Raw genomic sequence first — 18,769 nt, 5'->3', positions numbered from 1 at the left:
TTCACATCTAAAAACTACTAGTTATGGCAGTAACTAATCAACCTTTAACCAAGCTCAACATTTTTTCACTCTCCGGAGTGCAAATGAAAACCTTTCATGTAACCTGGCTTACATTCTTTGTTTGTTTTTTCGGATGGTTTGGATTGGCACCGCTGATGCCCACCATTAAAGAAGATCTGCAGTTAGATAAATCACAGATCGGCAACATCGTCATTGCATCCGTATCAGGCACCATCATTGCACGTTTGCTCATTGGTAAACTGTGCGATTCATGGGGGCCACGTAAAACTTATACAACGTTATTGTTGATCGGTGCCATACCGGTGATGGGCGTAGGTCTGGCTGAATCGTATACTTCATTCCTGTTGTTCCGTTTAGCCATCAGTATCATTGGCGCATCATTTGTAATTACGCAGTTTCATACATCCATGATGTTTGCAGCAAACATTAAAGGAACAGCCAATGCTGTTGCAGGTGGTTGGGGCAACCTGGGTGGTGGTGTTACCAACATGGTGATGCCGGTGATCTTTGCAGCCATCGTTGGTTTTGGTTATACAAAAGCAGAAGCATGGCGCTATGCCATGATCGTTCCCGGTGTAATGATGTTGATCGCTGCATTTCTTTATTTCCGTTATACAAAAGATACACCCGCCGGTAACTACGATGAAATTGAACGTGAAGTAAAAGCAAAAGGCAAAACGGATTACAGTGTGTTAAAAGACTGGAGAGTGTGGGCACTGGCCTTAGCCTATGCAGTTTGTTTTGGTATGGAAATCACGTTCGACAATATTGCGGCTTTACATTTTGTACAGGAATTTAAATTAACACAAGGCAGTGCAGGTTTCTGGGCCGGAGTGTTTGGCTTCATGAACATTTTTGCACGTGCACTCGGCGGCATTTTTGCCGATAAAGTGGGTAAGAAATACGGCATGCGTGGCAAAGGTTTATTGCTTGCTACCGTATTGTTGCTCGAAGGCGCAGGGTTGATCCTGTTTGCACAGGCCGGTTCGTTTGCGATGGCCATCATCTCCATGATCTCGTTTGCATTATTCCTGAAAATGGCGAATGGTGCTACCTATGCCATCACTCCGTTCGTGAATGAAAAAAATGTAGGATTAGTGAGTGGTATTGTTGGAGCAGGTGGTAATGTGGGAGGTATGTTGTTTGGCTTTCTCTTCAAAAGTAAAAGCATTACCTACGTAGAAGCGTTTGGCTATATCGGTATGATCGTGATTGCTGTATCATTGCTGGTATTAGTGACAAAGTTTACCAAAAAAGAAAAAGCTGCTGAAATAAATGTAGCACTTGAAAATGCTGCCTGATGATGAAACGATTGCTTGCCTTTAAAAATTAATACATGTTGACGTAATTATGGTGAAGATATCAGAACATACTCATTCGAAAACAAATCTTACAACCTGTTGCTATTGCGGTGTGGGTTGTGGTATTGTTACCAGTAAGGATAAGCTTGGACGTTTGCATGTGGAAGGTGATAAAAACCATCCGGTGAACAAAGGCATGCTTTGCAGTAAAGGCATGAACCTGCATTACACGGTGAATGATCGCTCTGATCGTTTGTTGTACCCGGAGATGCGATACAACCGCAATCAACCCCGTCAGCGTGTTACATGGGATACTGCTTTGGAACGAACTGCAAAAGTGTTTGCTACGTTGATTGAAAAGTATGGTCCTGATTCGGTTGCCTTTTATGCATCGGGACAATGTTTAACAGAAGAATATTACGTCATCAATAAACTCATCAAAGGATTTATTGGCAGCAATAATATCGATACCAATTCCCGCCTTTGCATGAGCAGTGCCGTAGTTGGTTATAAAATGAGTTTGGGTGAAGACAGTGTGCCGGTAAGTTATGATGATCTGGAGCTGGCAGATGTGATTTTTGTTGCAGGTGCAAATCCTGCCTGGTGTCATCCCATTTTGTGGAGGAGAGTAGAGTCTGCACGTGAAAAAAATCCTGATCTGAAAATTATTGTCAGCGATCCACGTAAAACACAAACCTGTTCAATAGCCAATGTGCATCTGCAGTTGAATCCCGGTACAGATGTTACGCTTCATCATGCAATCGGAAGAGTGCTGATCGAGACTGGAGACATTGATCTCAATTTTATTACCAATCATGCAGAAGGTTTTGAAAAATACCGAACCACTGTATTTGAACGCACGGTTGCTGAAGCAGCTGTTATTTGTGGCGTTGCTGAAAAGGATATTCGCTTAGCTGCATCGTATATCGGTAATGCGAAAGGTTTTATTACCATGTGGACGATGGGTTTGAACCAAAGCGTGATTGGCGTAAACAAAAATCTTTCGCTCATCAACTTAAATTTAATTACAGGTCATATTGGAAAACCCGGTTCCGGTCCGTTATCATTAACCGGTCAGCCCAACGCAATGGGCGGAAGAGAAGTAGGTGGCTTGAGTAATTTATTACCTGCGCATCGTGATTTGCTGAACCCCGAACACCGTGCTGCTGTTGAACAATTCTGGGGCGTTGCTCCCGGAACAATTGCAGCGAAGCCTGGTCTTACTGCTACTGAAATGTTTGAAGCGTTGAACGATGGCCGCTTAAAAGCAATCTGGATTCTTTGCACGAATCCGCTCATCAGTTTGCCCGATGTGCGTGTTGCAGAAGAAGGATTGAAGAAAGCAAAGTTTGTAGTGGTACAGGACATTAGTAATAAACCCGAGACGATCAGGTATGCAGATGTGGTGTTACCTGCTGCTGCATGGACAGAAAAAGAAGGTACGATGACGAATGCAGAGCGCCGCATCAGCTACTTGAATAAAATTATAGATGCACCGGGAGAAGCATTGCCCGATGCAGAGATCATTTGCCGCTTTGCAAAAAAGATGGGCTATAATGGTTTTGATTATAACAGCTTCGCTGAAATTTTTGCAGAACATGCTGCATTAACAGAAGGAACGAATGTTGATATGAGCGGATTGAACTACGCTATTCTCAAAGAGAAACGTACGGTGCAATGGCCTTATCCGAAAACTGCAGAGGGCTATGGAACAAAGCGTTTGTTTACTGATCATAAATTTTATACGCCTTCACAAAAAGCCATCATTCATTCTTTTAACGACGAAAATCAATCTGAAAAGTTATCGCCTGATTTTCCATTGATCTTAACCACCGGTCGCATCAGGGATCAGTGGCATACGATGAGTAAAACAGGAAAAATAAATAAACTCAAACAACATATTTCTGAATCGTTCCTCGAAATTCATCCGGAAGATGCAGAGAAACGTTCCATTAGAGAAAACGATGTTGTAGAAATTTTTAATGGCAGAGGTAATGTAAGAGTAAAAGCAAAATTCACAACCGATATTAAAAAAGGTGTTGTGTTCCTGCCGATGCATTGGGGTAAGGTATTGAACAGTGATCTGAACCGTGCAAACAATCTTACCAACAACTTAGTTGATCCAAAAAGTAAAGAACCCGATTTTAAATTTTCTGCTGTTGAAGTAAAACTGTATAAGAAAGCCAAACAAAAGATCATTGTGGTTGGAGCAGGTGCCGGTGCCTGTGGTTTTGTACGCAGCTACCGCATGATCAATACCGATGATGAAATTGAAATTTTCAGCAAAGAAGATTTTCCTTTTTATAATCGTGTATTGTTGCCCAATTATATCAGCGGCACATTGCAATGGCAAAGCCTCATTAAAATGAGCGATGCTGAAGAATATGATTACAACATCAAACTGCATCGTGGTGTAAGCATTAACGAGATTAACCGTGAACAAAAAACGGTAACAGATAGTAAAGGCAACACGCATCACTACGATGTGTTGTTGCTGGCAACAGGTAGCCGTGCAGCCATGTTGCGTGATGTGCCTGCTATGCAGGGCATCTTTACCATGCGCAGCAGAAACGATGCAGATAATTTTAAGCATCATGTTGATGCTGCAAAAGCCCGCCCGGATGACCCGGTCGGACGGGGAAAAGTAGTGATCGTTGGTGGAGGTTTGCTGGGTATTGAATTGGCCGCATCACTTCGTGAAGTAGGAGTGGAAGTAACCATCATTCAACGTATCTCCCGTTTGATGGATCGTCAGCTTGATCCGTTGGGAAGTCAACTGTTGCATGAGGAGTTAACAGATAAAGGGGTTGATATTTATTACAACGACGAGATCGAACGTTTCCTCGGCGATACAACGGTAACGGGCATTCGGTTAAAAAGCGGTTTAATGATCGATTGCCAGGCAATCGTCATTGCAATCGGCACGGTGCCGAATATTGAAATTGCAAAAGCTGCAGGTATCGATTGCAAACGTGGTGTGGTGGTGGATGAATTCCTGCAGACAAATGATCCTTCTGTTTTTGCCATTGGAGAAATTGCAGAGTTCAAAGGATTCCTGTATGGCATTACTGCAGCAGCCGAACAACAAGCCGAAGTGGTTGCAAGATATTTAGGCGGCGATATATCGACCTATTATTCAGGTTCATTGCTGATGAATATTTTAAAAATGCATGGCACAGAACTTTGTTCATTGGGCGAAGTGGAATGTCCGGACGATCCTGCGTATGAAGAAGTGGTGTTTATTGATAAAGCCAAACGTTACTACAAAAAATGTATCATTCATAATGATCGTTTGGTTGGTGCTATTTTAATTGGTGATAAGAGCGAGTTCCTTGAATACCGCAATCTCATTGAACAAAAAATGGAGCTGAGTGAAAAACGGTTACAACTGTTACGTTCTGGTAAAGCGCCTGAACCGGTGATTGGCAAACTGGTGTGCAGTTGTAACAATGTGGGCGAAGGAAATCTTATCAATAAAATAAAAGAAGGTTGTAAAGATCATTTGCAGTTGTGTCAACTCTCCGGTGCAGGTATGGGTTGTGGCAGTTGCAGACCTGAGGTGAAAGCGATACTGGAAGCCAACCTTCAAACAAGCGTTAAGGAAACTGCAATGGCAGATAAATAAAGTAACCCCAACGGCGGCTCATACTGAGCTTGTCGAAGTAGGCCCCGTTGGCGGTTGCTTCATAAAATGAAAGTATGTATGAGTAACAGTTCAACCATAAAGATCAATTTCCGTGGCGGTATTATTTCGCCCGGCGATCTGTACAATACATTGGTGGCTTGCACAAAAGTGGGTATCCGTCATGTAAGCTTTGGTTTGCGTCAGCAATTACTCATTAGTGTAAGCGTTGAGAACAGGGAAGCATTGCTGAGCGAACTTGATCTGATCGATATTGTTTATGAAACAGGTAATGATCGGCATCCGAACATCGTGAGCTCTTATCCAGCAGAAGAAATTTTCATCAATAATACCTGGCTCAGTGAAGGTGTGTACAAAGATATTTTTGATGGCATCGATTATCAGCCCACTTTAAAAATCAATGTAAGCGACAGCAACCAGAGTTTTACACCGATGCTTACGGGTAATATCAACTGGGTGGCTGCAAAAGATGCAGCACACTTCTGGCACCTGTTCATTCGATTCCCGAAAACAAATACCATTTTCGAATGGAACCAGTTAGTATATACGAATGATGTAGCAAGGGTATCAAAAGAAATTGAGCAGATCATCCTTGCTCATAAAGAACGTTTTTCCGATAATGCCGAAGCACAGGGCGAAACATTAATTAAGCTTGTGCATACCGATAAATACATTACCAAGTCTGCGGATAAGACGGTTCAGTTGCCAACATTCAATCTTCCTTACTACGAAGGGTTCAACCGTTACAACAATAACAAATACTGGATGGGGGTGTACAGGAGAGATGAATTATTCAGTGTTGATTTCCTGAAAGAAGTGAGTAAGCTTTGCCTTGAAACCAAGATCGGGCAACTATGTTCTACACCGTGGAAAAGTGTTGTTGTAAAAGGCATTGATGAAAAAGATAAAGCGAAGTGGAGTTTATTGCTGGATAAATACCACATCAATATGCGCCATGCAGCAAATGAATTGAATTTCCAGGTGGAAGATGATTGCAGCGAAGGGTTGGCGTTGAAGAACTACCTCGTTAAACAACTCAATAATGAAGATATACGAACCTTTGGTCTTTGCATTGGCATTAAAACAAGAAGCAAGAGCGAAGTGTTCAGTAGTATATTGATAAAACGGAAGCCACTGCTAAAACTGTTTGGCTGGGAATTTCTGTACCTCTACGATGTACTTTGTGCCAACGAATTCAACCCCAACGAACGTACCGGTTATGTGTTCAGCAGTAACAATCCTAAATTTTTATTGTCTGAACAGTTACGACGTTCTATTGCTGCGTTCTATCAACAGCTTGAAGGCAAGCAGGCAAAGGTTGAAAAAGTAGCAGCACCAAGAAAAGAAACCGATAAAAAAACGGTAACAGCATATGTGCATCAATGCAGCGATTGTTTAACTGTGTACGATGAAACAGTGGGAGAGCAGGAAAACAATATCGCAGCAGGTGTAAAGTTTGAAGCATTGCCTGCAGATTACTGTTGCCCGTTGTGCGATGCAGGGAAAGAAACTTTTGTAAAAGCGGAAAAATCAAAGCTCGGTCTACAAACCATTTAACTCGGCATGTGCATTAAAGTTGCGGAAGAATGATTTCTGTTCTTCCTTCACCGGAATACTGTAAACAGATAAATGATCGAGCATAAATTTCATGCTGTGGCGTGTAAGCTCACCTCTTTGGCGCATCTCATCAATCGTTAATAATCCTTTTGCCACATAAATGGCACACAAGGGTTCATGCTCTCCATCATTATCGAACAGGTAAGCATCGTAACCGGGATTATCGAGATAGTATTGATACAGTTCTTTGAGTAATGCTGAATCCATCAGCGGCAGATCGCAGGCCAGCACCAGCAGATCCTGCGTGGGTAAATGAACATGTGCACTCAGTACACCCAGCAACGGCCCGTGTACAGCAAGTGAAGCAGCATCAACAATTAAATCATCTTTCGCAAACACCTCTGCATAATCTGCAAACTGTTGATTGTTGACAGAAATTTTTACCGGCAATTGCAATGCAGCAATTTTATCAACAGCAGTCTGTGCCCATGTTTTTGCTTCATGTTTCAACAGGCCTTTGTCTGTGCCCATGCGTGTGCTTTGTCCACCGCAAAGTATAATGCCGGTCATAACTGTTGCGATTAAAGTGAACTATGGTGATGCGGTTTGGTATCGGCATGTCCAAGACTTTTACCCGGACTGACAATATCCCGTACAATTTGCTTCAGTTCTTTTATCTCCGGAAAACCGCCGTAGGTTTTGCGATTGAAAATTTCTTTGCCATCAATGGATATATGAAAATCGCCGCTTACTTCACTGGGTTGCAGCGTAACGCCTTTCAATTCGTTTTCGAATGTGGTAAGTAATTCCTGGGCAATATAAGCCGAACGTAACAGCCAGTTACATTTCGGACAATATTCAATGGTAATAACGGGTTTCATGTTTGCTTTGGCTTAAGGGGTGAAAGAACAGGATAAATTTACTGCTATTTTAACCGAATAAGCAGAATTCTTTCCGTTGGAAATACTGCCGGTTGGCTTTTAAAAACCTGTAATTTTAACCATGCTTTCTATCAGCCATTTATATGTGTATCCCATCAAGTCGTTGGGCGGAATTGAATTAACCGAAGCCCGTTTAACGGACCGTGGGATTGAACACGACAGAAGATGGATGCTGGTGGATGAGAACAATCGTTTTCTAACGCAACGGGAGTTTCCGCAAATGGCATTGTTGCGCACAGCCATTGATGCAAATGAATTAACCGTTTATGAAAAGGGGAATGAAGCGGATACGATCCGTGTTAACTTGAAGCCGACTGAAACAGCAACAGTGCGTGTGCAGGTATGGGATGATGTGGTTGAAGCGATCGTAATGAAAGACGAAATCAATCAATGGTTTTCAGAAAAGTTAAACCGTGTTTGTAAACTGGTATATATGCCCGATGCAAGCCAACGGAAAGTAGATGCAGATTATGCGTTGAACAATGAGCTCACCGGATTTTCCGACGCATTTCCGGTGCTGATGATTGGCCAGGCATCACTGGATGATCTGAACAGCAGATTAACAACAGCTGTGCCGATGAATCGCTTTCGCCCGAACATTGTGTTTACAGGAGGAGTCGCATTCGAAGAAGATACGATGCAGCATTTCCGGATCAACGGAATTGATTTGTATGCCGTAAAACCCTGTGCCAGATGCGTGGTTACAACCACCGACCAGGAAACCGGTATCATTGCAAAGGAGCCATTGAAAACATTGGCATCGTATAGAGCAGGAAATAACAAAGTGTATTTCGGACAGAATATTTTATATAAGCAGGAAGGAATCATAAGAGTGGGAGATGAGTTGAATGTTGTGCAGGTAAAAGAAGCGTTGGAGTTGAATTAATTTAACGAACGTCATTAAGGGCTCGTCATTGCGAGCCTTGTTGTTTGGCGAAGCAATCTGTTATTTAAAAGATTGCTTCGTACCTCGCAATGACGAATAAAAAGAAGAACATGTTGATCGACAAATATAATCGTGTACATAATTATTTACGGATATCGTTAACCGATAACTGTAACCTGCGTTGCTTTTATTGCATGCCGGAGGAAGATTACGAGTTTACCAGGCAATCACACCTGATGCAGGCGGATGAAATAGAATCATTAGCAAAAACATTTGTACAACTCGGCGTCAACAAGATCCGTTTAACCGGTGGCGAACCATTGGTACGCAAGGATGCTGCGGACATCATCCGTCGTTTGGGCAAATTGCCGGTGAAACTCACACTCACTACCAACGGTACAAGACTGCATGAGTTTGTGGATGTGCTAGAAGATGCAGGTGTACGTTCACTCAACGTAAGTCTTGATACATTGCAGGCTGAAACTTTTCAGCATCTCACCAGAAGAGATCAGTTTCAAAAAGTATATGACAATATTCAATTGCTCATCAGCCGCAATTTTCATGTAAAAGTAAATGTGGTGGTGATGAAAGGTTTGAACGATGGCGAGATTAATGATTTTATTGCATGGACAAAAAACACGCCTGTGCATGTCCGTTTCATCGAATTCATGCCGTTCAGCGGTAACCGTTGGACAAGCAACCAGGTTTTTACCTGGCAACAGATTTTACAGGTAGTGGAGCAACAAAATTCTTTTCTTCCGTTGAAGAATGAAGCGCATGATACAGCCAAAGGTTATATCGTTCCCGGTCATGCCGGAACATTTTCGGTGATCAGTACCATGAGTGCGCCTTTCTGCAGCAGCTGTAACCGCATGCGTTTAACAGCCGATGGTAAAATGAAAAACTGTTTGTTTGCCGAAAAAGAAATGGATCTGTTAACGGCTTTGCGTAACGGACAAGATGTAACACAACTCATCTCACAAAACATCTCTGATAAAGCAAAAGAACTCGGTGGGCAATTTACTGCCAACTTTGAACACATCAATGCCGATGCAATTCATAACAGAAGTATGATCGGAATTGGAGGATAAGAGCAAGTGCGAATTTAGAAGTACGGGGTACGAACGTCAGACGCCCTCGTCGGACGTGAAACGAATTGTACATAAATGTCTAAGCAACAGATTGTATTTAAGTTAATAAACTGCAACAATTTCCTTTTGAATTACTCAGTTACAACCATTCGTGTAAATGTGTTTTATTTTAGAATAGTATATTTTAAGATTAACTAACTTTCCTCAAAGTATTCCATTATGGCAATAATTAATCTGAATGTAAACGGTAAAACACTTTCGGTTGATGTCGATCCGTCTACACCATTGTTATGGGTTTTACGTGATCATCTGAATTTGGTTGGTACCAAGTTTGGTTGCGGCATGGCTCAATGCGGAGCATGCACTGTTCACTTGAACGGTAACGCTATACGCTCCTGTACATTGCCGGTGTCGTCTGTAAAAACAAATGCCATCGTTACCATTGAAGGATTAAGTGAAAAAGGTGATCATCCGTTGCAACAGGCATGGGAAGAACTCGATGTATCGCAATGTGGTTATTGCCAGGCAGGCCAGATCATGAGTGCTGCTGCCTTACTAAAACGCAATCCCAAACCCACCGATCAGGATATTGATAATGCCATGTCGGGAAACATCTGCCGCTGCGGCACACATGTACGCATTCGCAAAGCAATTCATTTAGCAGCTAAAAAAAGCAAAAAATAATTATGGCAACAACACATTCAAGAAGAAACTTTCTGAAAGTATCTGCTTTATCAGGTGGTGGTATGCTCATCAGCTTTAGTTTGCTCAACCTCACAGCAGAAGCAAAAGCATTGGAAGATGTGGTCTTTACACCTAATGCATATATCAAAATTAATGCTGATGGTTCCATTGTGTTATTTGCACCCAATCCGGAAATTGGACAGGGTGTAAAAACATCGTTACCCATGATCGTTGCTGAAGAACTGGGTGTTGACTGGAGAAAGATCAAAGTAGAATTAGCACCATTAGACAGTAGAATGGGCCGTCAAACAGCAGGTGGCAGCGGATCGGTGCGTGGACGTTTTACAGAACTGCGTACAGTTGGTGCAACTGCACGTGAAATGTTGATTGCCGCTGCTGCACAACAATGGAATGTTTCTGCAGCAGAATGTACGGTTGATAACGGAGAGGTTATTCATAAAACGAGTGGACGTAAACTGAGTTATGCATCGTTGGCATCTGCCGCAGCAAAACTGGAAGTGCCAACAAAGCCTGCGTTAAAAGATCCGAAAGAGTTTAAACTCATCGGCACACGTGTGCAGGATGTTGATGCGCATAAAATAGTAACCGGTCAGCCGTTGTTTGGCATTGATACCAGAAGAGAAGGAATGCTGTTTGCAATGGTAAGCCGTCCGCCTGCGTATGGCAAAACATTGGGCGAAGTAAACGATGCTGCAGCATTAAAAATAGATGGTGTAAAAAAAGTTGTGAAGATCAAGAATGCAGTGGCTGTGCTTGCCACCTCAACCTGGGCAGCGAAGAAGGGAAGAGATGCATTGGTGATTCAATGGAACGCAACAGAAAAACTGGAGAATACTGCAGAGCATTTTGCCACATTTAAAACAATGCTTGATAAACCAACTGCAACTCCTCAACGAAACGATGGTGATGTGGATGCAGCTGCACAAGGCGCTGTGAAGGTTTTGGATGTAACCTATGAAATACCAACATTGTCGCACGGACAAATGGAGCCGTTGAACTTTTTTGCCAATGTACAAGATGGTAAAGTAGAATTGTTTGGCCCAACGCAGGTACCTGCGGCTGTCAGAACCGAAGTATCGAAACAATTAGGAATTCCTGAAGCGAATATCACCATATCATCTCCACGGCAAGGTGGTGGATTTGGCAGAAAATTAATGACCGATAATGGTGTTGAAGCAGCGTTGATTTCTGCAGCAGCACAATGCCCGGTGCAGGTACAATGGACACGTGAAGATGATATGCAGAATGATTTTTATCGTCCGGCAGAAATGTGGCGCTACCGTGCAGCACTTTCGGCTACTGATTTATTATCCTGGCATCAATCAGGAGTAGGTATTGGTCGAGGTGTGCGTGGCGATAGTTATGTTGCGGGCGCAATTGCCAATTACCGTGCCGAAGGACAAGGTCTCACCAGCAATACACCCACCGGCTGGTGGAGAGCACCCGGCGCCAATACACTTGCTTATGTTGCTGAAAGTTTTATGGACGAATTGTGTACGGCTTTGAAAAAAGATCCTGTTGCATTTCGTTTAGCGTTACTGAAAAAAGCAAAAGAACAAACGGTTGGAAAGATCAATTACGATCCTGAAAAATATAAAAGCGTGATTGATCTTGTCGTGAAGATGAGCAAATGGGGCACAAAAACACCCGGTGTGTTCAGAGGGTTTTCAACTTGGTTTTCGTTTGGTTCCTATGTAGCGCAGGTGGTGGATGTACAAATGGTGGATGGACAACCAAAGGTGAAGAAAGTGTATTGTGCCGTTAACTGTGGCCGTGTTATTAATTTGAGTGGTGCAGAAAATCAGGTACAGGGTTCTATTGTTGATGGTATCTGTCATGCTATGTTTCCGAAAGTAACGTTTGTAAATGGTGCTGTGGTTGAAACAAACTTTCATCAATATAAATTTTTACGCATGAAGGATGCACCAACAGAAATTGAGGTGCAGTTTGTTGAAAGTGATGAAGCGCCAACAGGTTTAGGAGAGCCCGCTTTACCGCCGGTAGCCGCAGCTTTGGCCAACGCCATTTTTGCAGCAACAGGAAAGCGTTTACGTAAGTTGCCGTTTGCAGAACAGTTGGGTTAGTTGAGTATTGCATGACAAAAGAGATCAATGAAATAATTGCAGCATATAAACAGGCAACGCAGAAAGGAACGAAATCTGCGCTTGCAACGGTAGTATATGTAGAAGGTTCATCGTATCGCCGGCCCGGTGCACGCATGCTCGTGGAAGAAGATGGACGGATCACGGGTGCCATCAGCGGTGGATGTTTAGAAGGTGATGCATTACGAAAAGCATTGCTGGCGATTCATCAAAACCAAAACAAACTTGTTACCTACAATTCAATGGACGATGAAGATGCTGCGTTTGGTGTGCAGTTAGGCTGCAATGGTATTGTACATATTTTGTTTGAACCGATTGATGCTGCTGACGAAAATAATCCCATCGCTTTATTGGAACGTTCGCAGTTGTACAGAAGAGAAACAGTTATCGTTACCTTGTTCTCGCTCAATAATTTTCATGGTCATCAGCCCGGCACCTGTTTCTTTCTTGACACAGCAACTTCCTTGGCGAAGATTGATGATGCAGGCTTGCTCACACATATTCAAGCCGATGCTGCAACTGTTTTAAGTGAAGGCTCTTCTTCCTTTAAAGAATATGCAGCATTTGAATTAACCGCTTTTGTTGAATTGGTTCAGCCAACTGTTTCATTAATCATTATCGGCGCAGGTAACGATGCATTTCCATTGGTAGAAATGACGAGTGTATTGGGTTGGCAGATCACCGTTGCAGATGGAAGACCCACACATGCCAATGCGCAACGTTTTCCAGGTGTTCAACACTTGCTTACAGGAAAACCTGAAGAGATTATCAACCAACTTTCACCCGATGAATGGACAGTATTTGTATTGATGACACATAACTATAAGTATGACCTGGCGATGTTGAAGCAGCTGCTGCAAATCAACTGCAGATACATCGGTACACTTGGGCCAAAGAAACGTTTGGAACGGATGTTCGATGAACTAAAAGAAGAAGGTATTATGGTAACAGATGAACAACGGGCAATGATCCATGGGCCGATTGGTTTAGATATAGGCGCAGAAGCAGCAGAAGAAATTGCATTGTCTGTACTGGCAGAAATAAAAGCTGTATTTGCAAAACGAACCGGAGGCTTTTTAAAGAACCGTTCTGTCAGTATTCATACCCGCAACGAATTGGAATTACAGAAAGCAGGCAGCAATGGCAAATGAACAAATGCATAGCAATCATACCGGAGTTATACTACTCGCTGCAGGCGCATCATCCCGCTTAGGTTCTCCGAAACAGTTATTGGATTTTGCCGGTTCAAAGCTTTTGCAACATGCGATTGATACAGCACTTGCATCCGATGCAATGCATGTAGTTGTTGTAGTAGGGGCAAATGCAGAGATCATCAAACAGGAATTACAACATACAACTGCCAAAGTTTTTGTGCATGATGCATGGAACGAAGGAATGGCTTCCAGTATCCGCTTCGGTTTACAAACGTTGCTGAAATTGCATCCGGAAGTTGAAGCAGCTGTTTTCATGGTAGCCGATCAGCCGTTTGTAACAGCCGACTTATTAAATGAGTTGATGGAACTAAACAAAAAAGAACAGCACAACATTGTTGCAAGTAAATATGGAACTACTTTTGGAACACCGGTGTTATTTAGCAAACGTTTCTTTCCTGAGCTGATGAAATTAACAGGGGATACAGGGGCAAAAAGCCTGGTTCGAAAATATCAGAACGAAGCAGCGTTTGTTCCTTTTCCGAAAGGAGAGATTGATATTGATACGATGGAAGACTATGAAAAGGCGAAAGGTGGAGGGTTTAAGGCGTGAGGAAGAAAGCACCCCACGTTACACCTGCCAGCCCGATATGTTAGAGATGATAGCAGTCTTGAATCGTTTTTCTTAGACCTTACAGCTTATACCCTAAACCCTAAAAAAGTGATTTCAGTAACAGAAGCAAAACATATTATTTCAACAACTGTAACAGCATTACATCCAGTTACAGTACCGTTGTTACAGGCAAGAGGAAAAGTACTGGCTGCAGACATAGTTGCAACAGTTGATATTCCTGCCTTTCCGCAATCAGCAATGGATGGTTATGCATTTGCTTTTGATGATATCCAAAAAGAATTGATCATCGAGGGAGAAATGGCTGCAGGAAGTTCTTCAACTGTTGAAGTAACGACCGGAAAAGCCATCCGCATTTTTACTGGTGCACCTGTACCTGCCGGAGCAGATACCGTGGTGATGCAGGAAAAAGTAAGAACAGAAAACGGTGTGTTGCTCATTGACGATGATAAACTGCAACGCCACAGCAATCTTCGTCCTGTTGGTTCCGAAATAAAAGCAGGTGAATTGGCTTTACCGAAAGGGGGTATACTCACTGCTGCTGCCATTGGTTTCTTAGCTGGAATTGGTGTAACGGTAGTATCCGTCATTCCTGATCCTGTGATCAGCATTATCCTTACCGGCAACGAATTGCAGGAGCCGGGCAAGCCATTGTTGTACGGACAAGTGTATGAATCGAATTCGTTTGGTTTAACAGCCGCATTGGAATCGTTGCATCTTTCTGTTCATCGCATTTATAAAGCAGAAGATGATCCGGAAATATTAACAGCAATCCTGCAACAGGCGTTAAACGAAAGTGATCTTGTTTTACTCACAGGCGGTGTAAGTGTAGGAGATTATGATTTTGTGTTGCAGGCAGCAAATACATGTGGCGTTTTGCAACAGTTTCATAAAGTAAAACAACGGCCGGGTAAACCTTTGTTCTTTGGTACGAAAGATAATAAGTTAGTGTTCGGCTTACCGGGTAATCCTTCATCAGTGCTTACCTGTTTTTATGAATATGTAACGGAAGCATTGTCGCTGCAAACAAAACGCCCCTTACAATTAAAGACTGTGCAAACTGTCTTGGCGAAAGATTGTATAAAGCCACCGGGACTTACGCATTTTCAAAAAGCCTATTACGACGGAGAAAAAGTATTGCCGTTAACAGCACAGGAATCGTATAAACTCAATTCCTTTGCAACAGCCAATTGTTTGCTGGTGCTCGATGGAGAGAATGACGAGTACAAAACAAACGATCCGGTAACCATTCATTTACTGCCTGCATAATTGCTATGGATTTTATTTACCTGTTTTATATCCTCTTGTTTCTTGTTGCATTTTTATATGCATCAGTAGGGCATGGCGGTGCCAGTGGCTATTTGGCATTGATGGCCATCTTCAGCATTGCTCACGACGTAATGAAGCCAACTGCATTGCTGCTGAATTTGTTTGTATCGCTTACATCGTTCATCCAGTTTTACCGGGGTGGATATTTTCGGATGAAATTATTTCTGCCGTTTGCATTAGCGTCTGTACCGTTTGCATTTGTCGGCGGGTTAATAAGTATTGAAGCCGCTGTTTACAAGCAAATACTGGGATGGTTGTTATTATTACCGGTCATTCGTTTTCTATTCTTTGGTAATGTGCGGGTAGCAGAACAAAAAAGCTATTCACTGCCTCTGGCAATTTTAATCGGTGCTGTTATTGGCTTCCTATCCGGGTTAATAGGAATTGGTGGAGGTATTATCTTATCGCCCGTGTTACTGTTATTACGGTGGGCGGATATGAAACAGACTGCAGCGATCAGTGCCCTGTTTATTTTCGTCAACTCGCTTTCCGGGTTAGCCGGTCAGTTAACGAAAGGTATTCACTTTACCACAGACATGTATTTGTATGTGATCATTGCTTTTGCAGGAGGGTTTGCCGGTGCTTATTTCGGCGCAGTAAAACTGAAACAGGTAGTTTTAAAATACATACTGGCAACTGTATTATTGGTTGCTGCAGTTAAATTGATTGTTACTAGTATTTAAACAAGGAAGGAATAAATTTGCAGTACATGATCACTGTTTTATTTTTTGGGAAGTTGGCCGAAATAGCAGGTGCAAAAACCGAACTGCCGCATGTAGCATCAACTGATGAATTACTGCAGCAATTACGGACAAGCTTTCCATTGCTTGCCGCAGAGAAATTTATTGTAGCAGTAGACAAAAAAACAATCACAGAAAATACTTTGTTAACAGATAACTGTACGGTGGCTTTATTACCTCCTTTCTCCGGCGGATAACCATGAACAACGACCGACTATATGATCGATACCAACGGCAACTGATCCTGAAAGGATTTGGCGCCGAAGCACAGCAAAAGCTGTTGTCGGCTTCTGTGTTGGTCATCGGTGCAGGTGGATTGGGTTGTCCGGTGTTGCAGTATCTTGTTGCAGCAGGTGTCGGCATAGTCGGTATTGTGGATGATGATAAGGTATCGCTTTCAAATCTGCATCGGCAGGTGTTGTACAATGTACAGATGATCGGCCGGCCAAAAGTGGATAGTGCGGTTGAAGTACTGCAGCAATTGAATCCGCAAACAAAATTCACCGTTTACAACGAGCGACTCACAGCTAAAAATGCAGCAACCATTCTTTCCGTATTTGATGTAATCGTCGATGGCTCTGATAATTTTGCTACCCGGTATTTAGTAAATGATGCCTGTGTGTTGTTGAACAAGCCATTAGTGTACGGTGCTATTTCACAATACGAGGGACAGGTAGCTGTGTTCAATATCGAACAATCTGTTAATTACCGTGACCTGTTTCCGCATCCGCCAAAAGAAGGTGAAGTATTGAACTGTGCAGAAGCAGGTGTATTGGGTGTATTGCCGGGCATCATCGGCAGTATGATGGCGAATGAAACCATTAAGCTCATCACTGGTACAGGAGTGTTGTTGGCGAATAAATTATTTACCTATAACACACTCACCAACCAAACCTATGAACTGGAGTTGAGCAAACATGGAGAAACTTCAGCGCTTATTCCTGCAACAATCGAAGCATTGCAGCAAACAGATTATGAATGGCTGTGCGGCACTGCAACATTGATCAATGAAATTGATGCAAGTACTTTTAATGAAATGATTGCAGAAGGCAAAGCAGCTATTGTGGATGTAAGGGAAAAAGATGAACAGCCTGTTGTAACAGAATTCAGCCACATGCAGATTCCGTTAAACCAGTTGCAACAACATACAGCCTGGTTAACAGAAAATACGATTGTTGTATTTTGTTTGTCAGGTAAACGAAGTGCAGCAGCGGCTAAACAGCTGGAAGAATTATTCGGCACTTCGAAAAAGATCTATAGTTTAAAAGGTGGTATCCAGCAATGGATGCAGCAACAAAAACAAACCGTGTAATGGAACGTAAACCGAAGAATATATTTGTACAGGGTGCGATTGCCCCCGCATTTATTGCAGACAGTATTGCGAAACACAGCAGTAAAACAACTATCGGCGGGCATAACATTTTCTTAGGACAGGTGAGGGCAGACCTAATTGATGAAAAGAAAGTAGCCGCTATTGAATACACAACGTATGAAGAACTTGCATTGGAAAAAATGCATGTCATCCGTCAAGAAATATTTGCGAAATATGAACTCACGTGCATGCATGTGCATCACAGTCTGGGTACAGTAGCTGCCGGGGAAATCTGTTTGTTCGTGTTTACTTCCTCTGCACATCGCCGTGCGGCAATCGATGCCTGCAATGAAGCGGTGGAACGTATTAAAACAGAATTGCCTGTCTGGGGCAAAGAATTATTTGAAGACGCATCGCATCAATGGAAAGTAAATCAATAAACAATGGTCGACATTACACATAAATCAACAACCTTACGCCAGGCAATTGCATCGGCAACCCTCACTGTTTCCAAACAGGAAACCATTGATGCGATTCAAAATAAATCTGTACCAAAGGGTGATGTGTTTGAATTTTCACGTGCAGCAGGTTTATTCGCCATCAAAAAAACAAGTGATGTGATTCCTGATTGTCATCCGTTACCGGTGGAGTTTGCAGCCATCAAGCATGAAATAGAAGGATTAAGTATCCGCATTCTTGTTGAAGTGCATACGATCTATAAGACAGGTGTGGAAGTGGAAGCCATGCATGGTGCAGCCATCACTGCATTGACCATGTATGATATGCTAAAACCTTTGGATAAGGGCGTGGAGATTTCTTCCATCAAACTCGAAAGCAAGAAAGGCGGTAAAACAGATTTCAAAGATGAGTTGAAAGAAAGCATCCGCACAGCAGTCATTGTTTGTTCCGATTCTGTGGCAGCAGGTACCAAAGAAGACAGCAGCGGTAAAGCCATTCTGCAAAAACTCGAGAAGCATCAACTGAAAGCAGCTGTGTATGACATTATTCCCGATGAGTTTGATGCCATTCAATCAAAAGCAAAACAATACAGCAACGAAAACTATAACCTCATCTTATTCACAGGGGGCACCGGTTTGTCGCCAAGAGATATTACACCCGAAGCCATTCAACCTTTACTCGATAGGGAAATTCCCGGTATGATGGAAGCTGCACGCAGCTATGGGCAACAACGCACGCCCTATGCTATGTTGTCGAGAGGTGTAGCCGGTTTCATTGGCAACTCACTTGTTATTACATTGCCCGGTTCAACCAAAGGTGCTGCAGAAACCATGGATGCGTTGTTTCCTTATGTGCTGCATTTGTTTCGTGTAGCAAAAGGTATGCGGCACGATTAAACCA

General features: G+C 42.7%; 17 protein-coding genes. 15 read left to right on the top strand and 2 right to left on the bottom strand.

Going from position 1 to position 18,769, the window contains the following annotated elements:
- Positions 1–23 precede the first annotated feature (23 nt).
- The 3 genes from IQ13_RS03505 (at position 24) to IQ13_RS03495 (ending at position 6,522) form a co-directional block, all read left to right on the top strand.
- Positions 24–1,322, top strand: coding sequence for a NarK family nitrate/nitrite MFS transporter (locus IQ13_RS03505; RefSeq protein WP_144884545.1), 1,299 nt, complete (start codon positions 24–26; stop codon positions 1,320–1,322).
- 49 nt (positions 1,323–1,371) lie between these two features.
- Complete coding sequence (locus tag IQ13_RS03500; protein ID WP_144884543.1) at positions 1,372–4,947, top strand: nitrate reductase; 3,576 nt, start codon at positions 1,372–1,374, stop codon at positions 4,945–4,947.
- Between the two features lie 78 nt (positions 4,948–5,025).
- On the top strand, positions 5,026–6,522 hold the full coding sequence (locus tag IQ13_RS03495) for a rubredoxin (RefSeq protein WP_158637293.1): 1,497 nt from the start codon (positions 5,026–5,028) through the stop codon (positions 6,520–6,522).
- Here IQ13_RS03495 and mobA read toward each other — a convergent pair.
- Both mobA and IQ13_RS03485 read right to left on the bottom strand, forming a co-directional pair.
- Positions 6,508–7,092, bottom strand: a complete 585-nt coding sequence (gene mobA, locus IQ13_RS03490) for a molybdenum cofactor guanylyltransferase (protein WP_144884538.1) — start codon at positions 7,090–7,092, stop codon at positions 6,508–6,510. The genes IQ13_RS03495 and mobA overlap by 15 nt on opposite strands.
- Before the next feature lie 11 nt (positions 7,093–7,103).
- On the bottom strand, positions 7,104–7,403 hold the full coding sequence (locus tag IQ13_RS03485; protein ID WP_144884536.1) for an Rdx family protein: 300 nt from the start codon (positions 7,401–7,403) through the stop codon (positions 7,104–7,106).
- A gap of 121 nt (positions 7,404–7,524) precedes the next feature.
- On the opposite strand from IQ13_RS03485, the gene IQ13_RS03480 reads away from it, so the two are divergent.
- The 12 genes from IQ13_RS03480 (at position 7,525) to moaCB (ending at position 18,765) form a co-directional block, all read left to right on the top strand.
- Positions 7,525–8,349, top strand: a complete 825-nt coding sequence (locus IQ13_RS03480) for an MOSC domain-containing protein (protein WP_144884534.1) — start codon at positions 7,525–7,527, stop codon at positions 8,347–8,349.
- 110 nt (positions 8,350–8,459) lie between these two features.
- A complete protein-coding gene (moaA, locus tag IQ13_RS03475; protein WP_144884532.1) occupies positions 8,460–9,440 on the top strand; it encodes a GTP 3',8-cyclase MoaA in 981 nt (326 codons plus the stop codon).
- Positions 9,441–9,659: 219 nt separating this feature from the next.
- A complete protein-coding gene (locus IQ13_RS03470) occupies positions 9,660–10,124 on the top strand; it encodes a (2Fe-2S)-binding protein (RefSeq protein WP_144884530.1) in 465 nt (154 codons plus the stop codon).
- A gap of 2 nt (positions 10,125–10,126) precedes the next feature.
- A complete protein-coding gene (locus tag IQ13_RS03465; RefSeq protein WP_144884528.1) occupies positions 10,127–12,229 on the top strand; it encodes a xanthine dehydrogenase family protein molybdopterin-binding subunit in 2,103 nt (700 codons plus the stop codon).
- Between the two features lie 11 nt (positions 12,230–12,240).
- Positions 12,241–13,398: an XdhC family protein gene (locus IQ13_RS03460; protein ID WP_144884526.1), complete on the top strand. Its 1,158-nt coding sequence runs from the start codon at positions 12,241–12,243 to the stop codon at positions 13,396–13,398.
- Positions 13,388–14,011, top strand: coding sequence for a nucleotidyltransferase family protein (locus tag IQ13_RS03455; RefSeq protein WP_144884524.1), 624 nt, complete (start codon positions 13,388–13,390; stop codon positions 14,009–14,011). The genes IQ13_RS03460 and IQ13_RS03455 overlap by 11 nt, the downstream gene beginning before the upstream one ends.
- 108 nt (positions 14,012–14,119) lie before the next feature.
- The gene (locus IQ13_RS03450) at positions 14,120–15,298 is read left to right on the top strand and encodes a molybdopterin molybdotransferase MoeA (protein WP_144884522.1); all 1,179 of its coding nucleotides are present in this window, start codon (positions 14,120–14,122) and stop codon (positions 15,296–15,298) included.
- A 5-nt stretch (positions 15,299–15,303) separates the two neighbouring features.
- The gene (locus IQ13_RS03445) at positions 15,304–16,041 is read left to right on the top strand and encodes a sulfite exporter TauE/SafE family protein (protein WP_144884520.1); all 738 of its coding nucleotides are present in this window, start codon (positions 15,304–15,306) and stop codon (positions 16,039–16,041) included.
- A 26-nt stretch (positions 16,042–16,067) separates the two neighbouring features.
- Complete coding sequence (locus IQ13_RS03440; RefSeq protein ID WP_144884518.1) at positions 16,068–16,295, top strand: MoaD/ThiS family protein; 228 nt, start codon at positions 16,068–16,070, stop codon at positions 16,293–16,295.
- Between the two features lie 2 nt (positions 16,296–16,297).
- On the top strand, positions 16,298–17,410 hold the full coding sequence (gene moeB / locus IQ13_RS03435; protein WP_144884516.1) for a HesA/MoeB/ThiF family protein: 1,113 nt from the start codon (positions 16,298–16,300) through the stop codon (positions 17,408–17,410).
- Entirely contained in the window at positions 17,410–17,850 is a 441-nt protein-coding gene (locus IQ13_RS03430; protein WP_144884514.1) for a molybdenum cofactor biosynthesis protein MoaE, read from the top strand. Before moeB ends, IQ13_RS03430 begins: the two co-directional genes overlap by 1 nt.
- 3 nt (positions 17,851–17,853) lie before the next feature.
- A complete protein-coding gene (gene moaCB, locus IQ13_RS03425) occupies positions 17,854–18,765 on the top strand; it encodes a bifunctional molybdenum cofactor biosynthesis protein MoaC/MoaB (protein ID WP_144884512.1) in 912 nt (303 codons plus the stop codon).
- Positions 18,766–18,769: the final 4 nt, after the last annotated feature.

Origin of the sequence: Lacibacter cauensis, from assembly GCF_007830055.1 — a bacterium.
Classification (GTDB): domain Bacteria; phylum Bacteroidota; class Bacteroidia; order Chitinophagales; family Chitinophagaceae; genus Lacibacter; species Lacibacter cauensis.
This window is presented reverse-complemented; position numbering and strand designations above follow the sequence as displayed.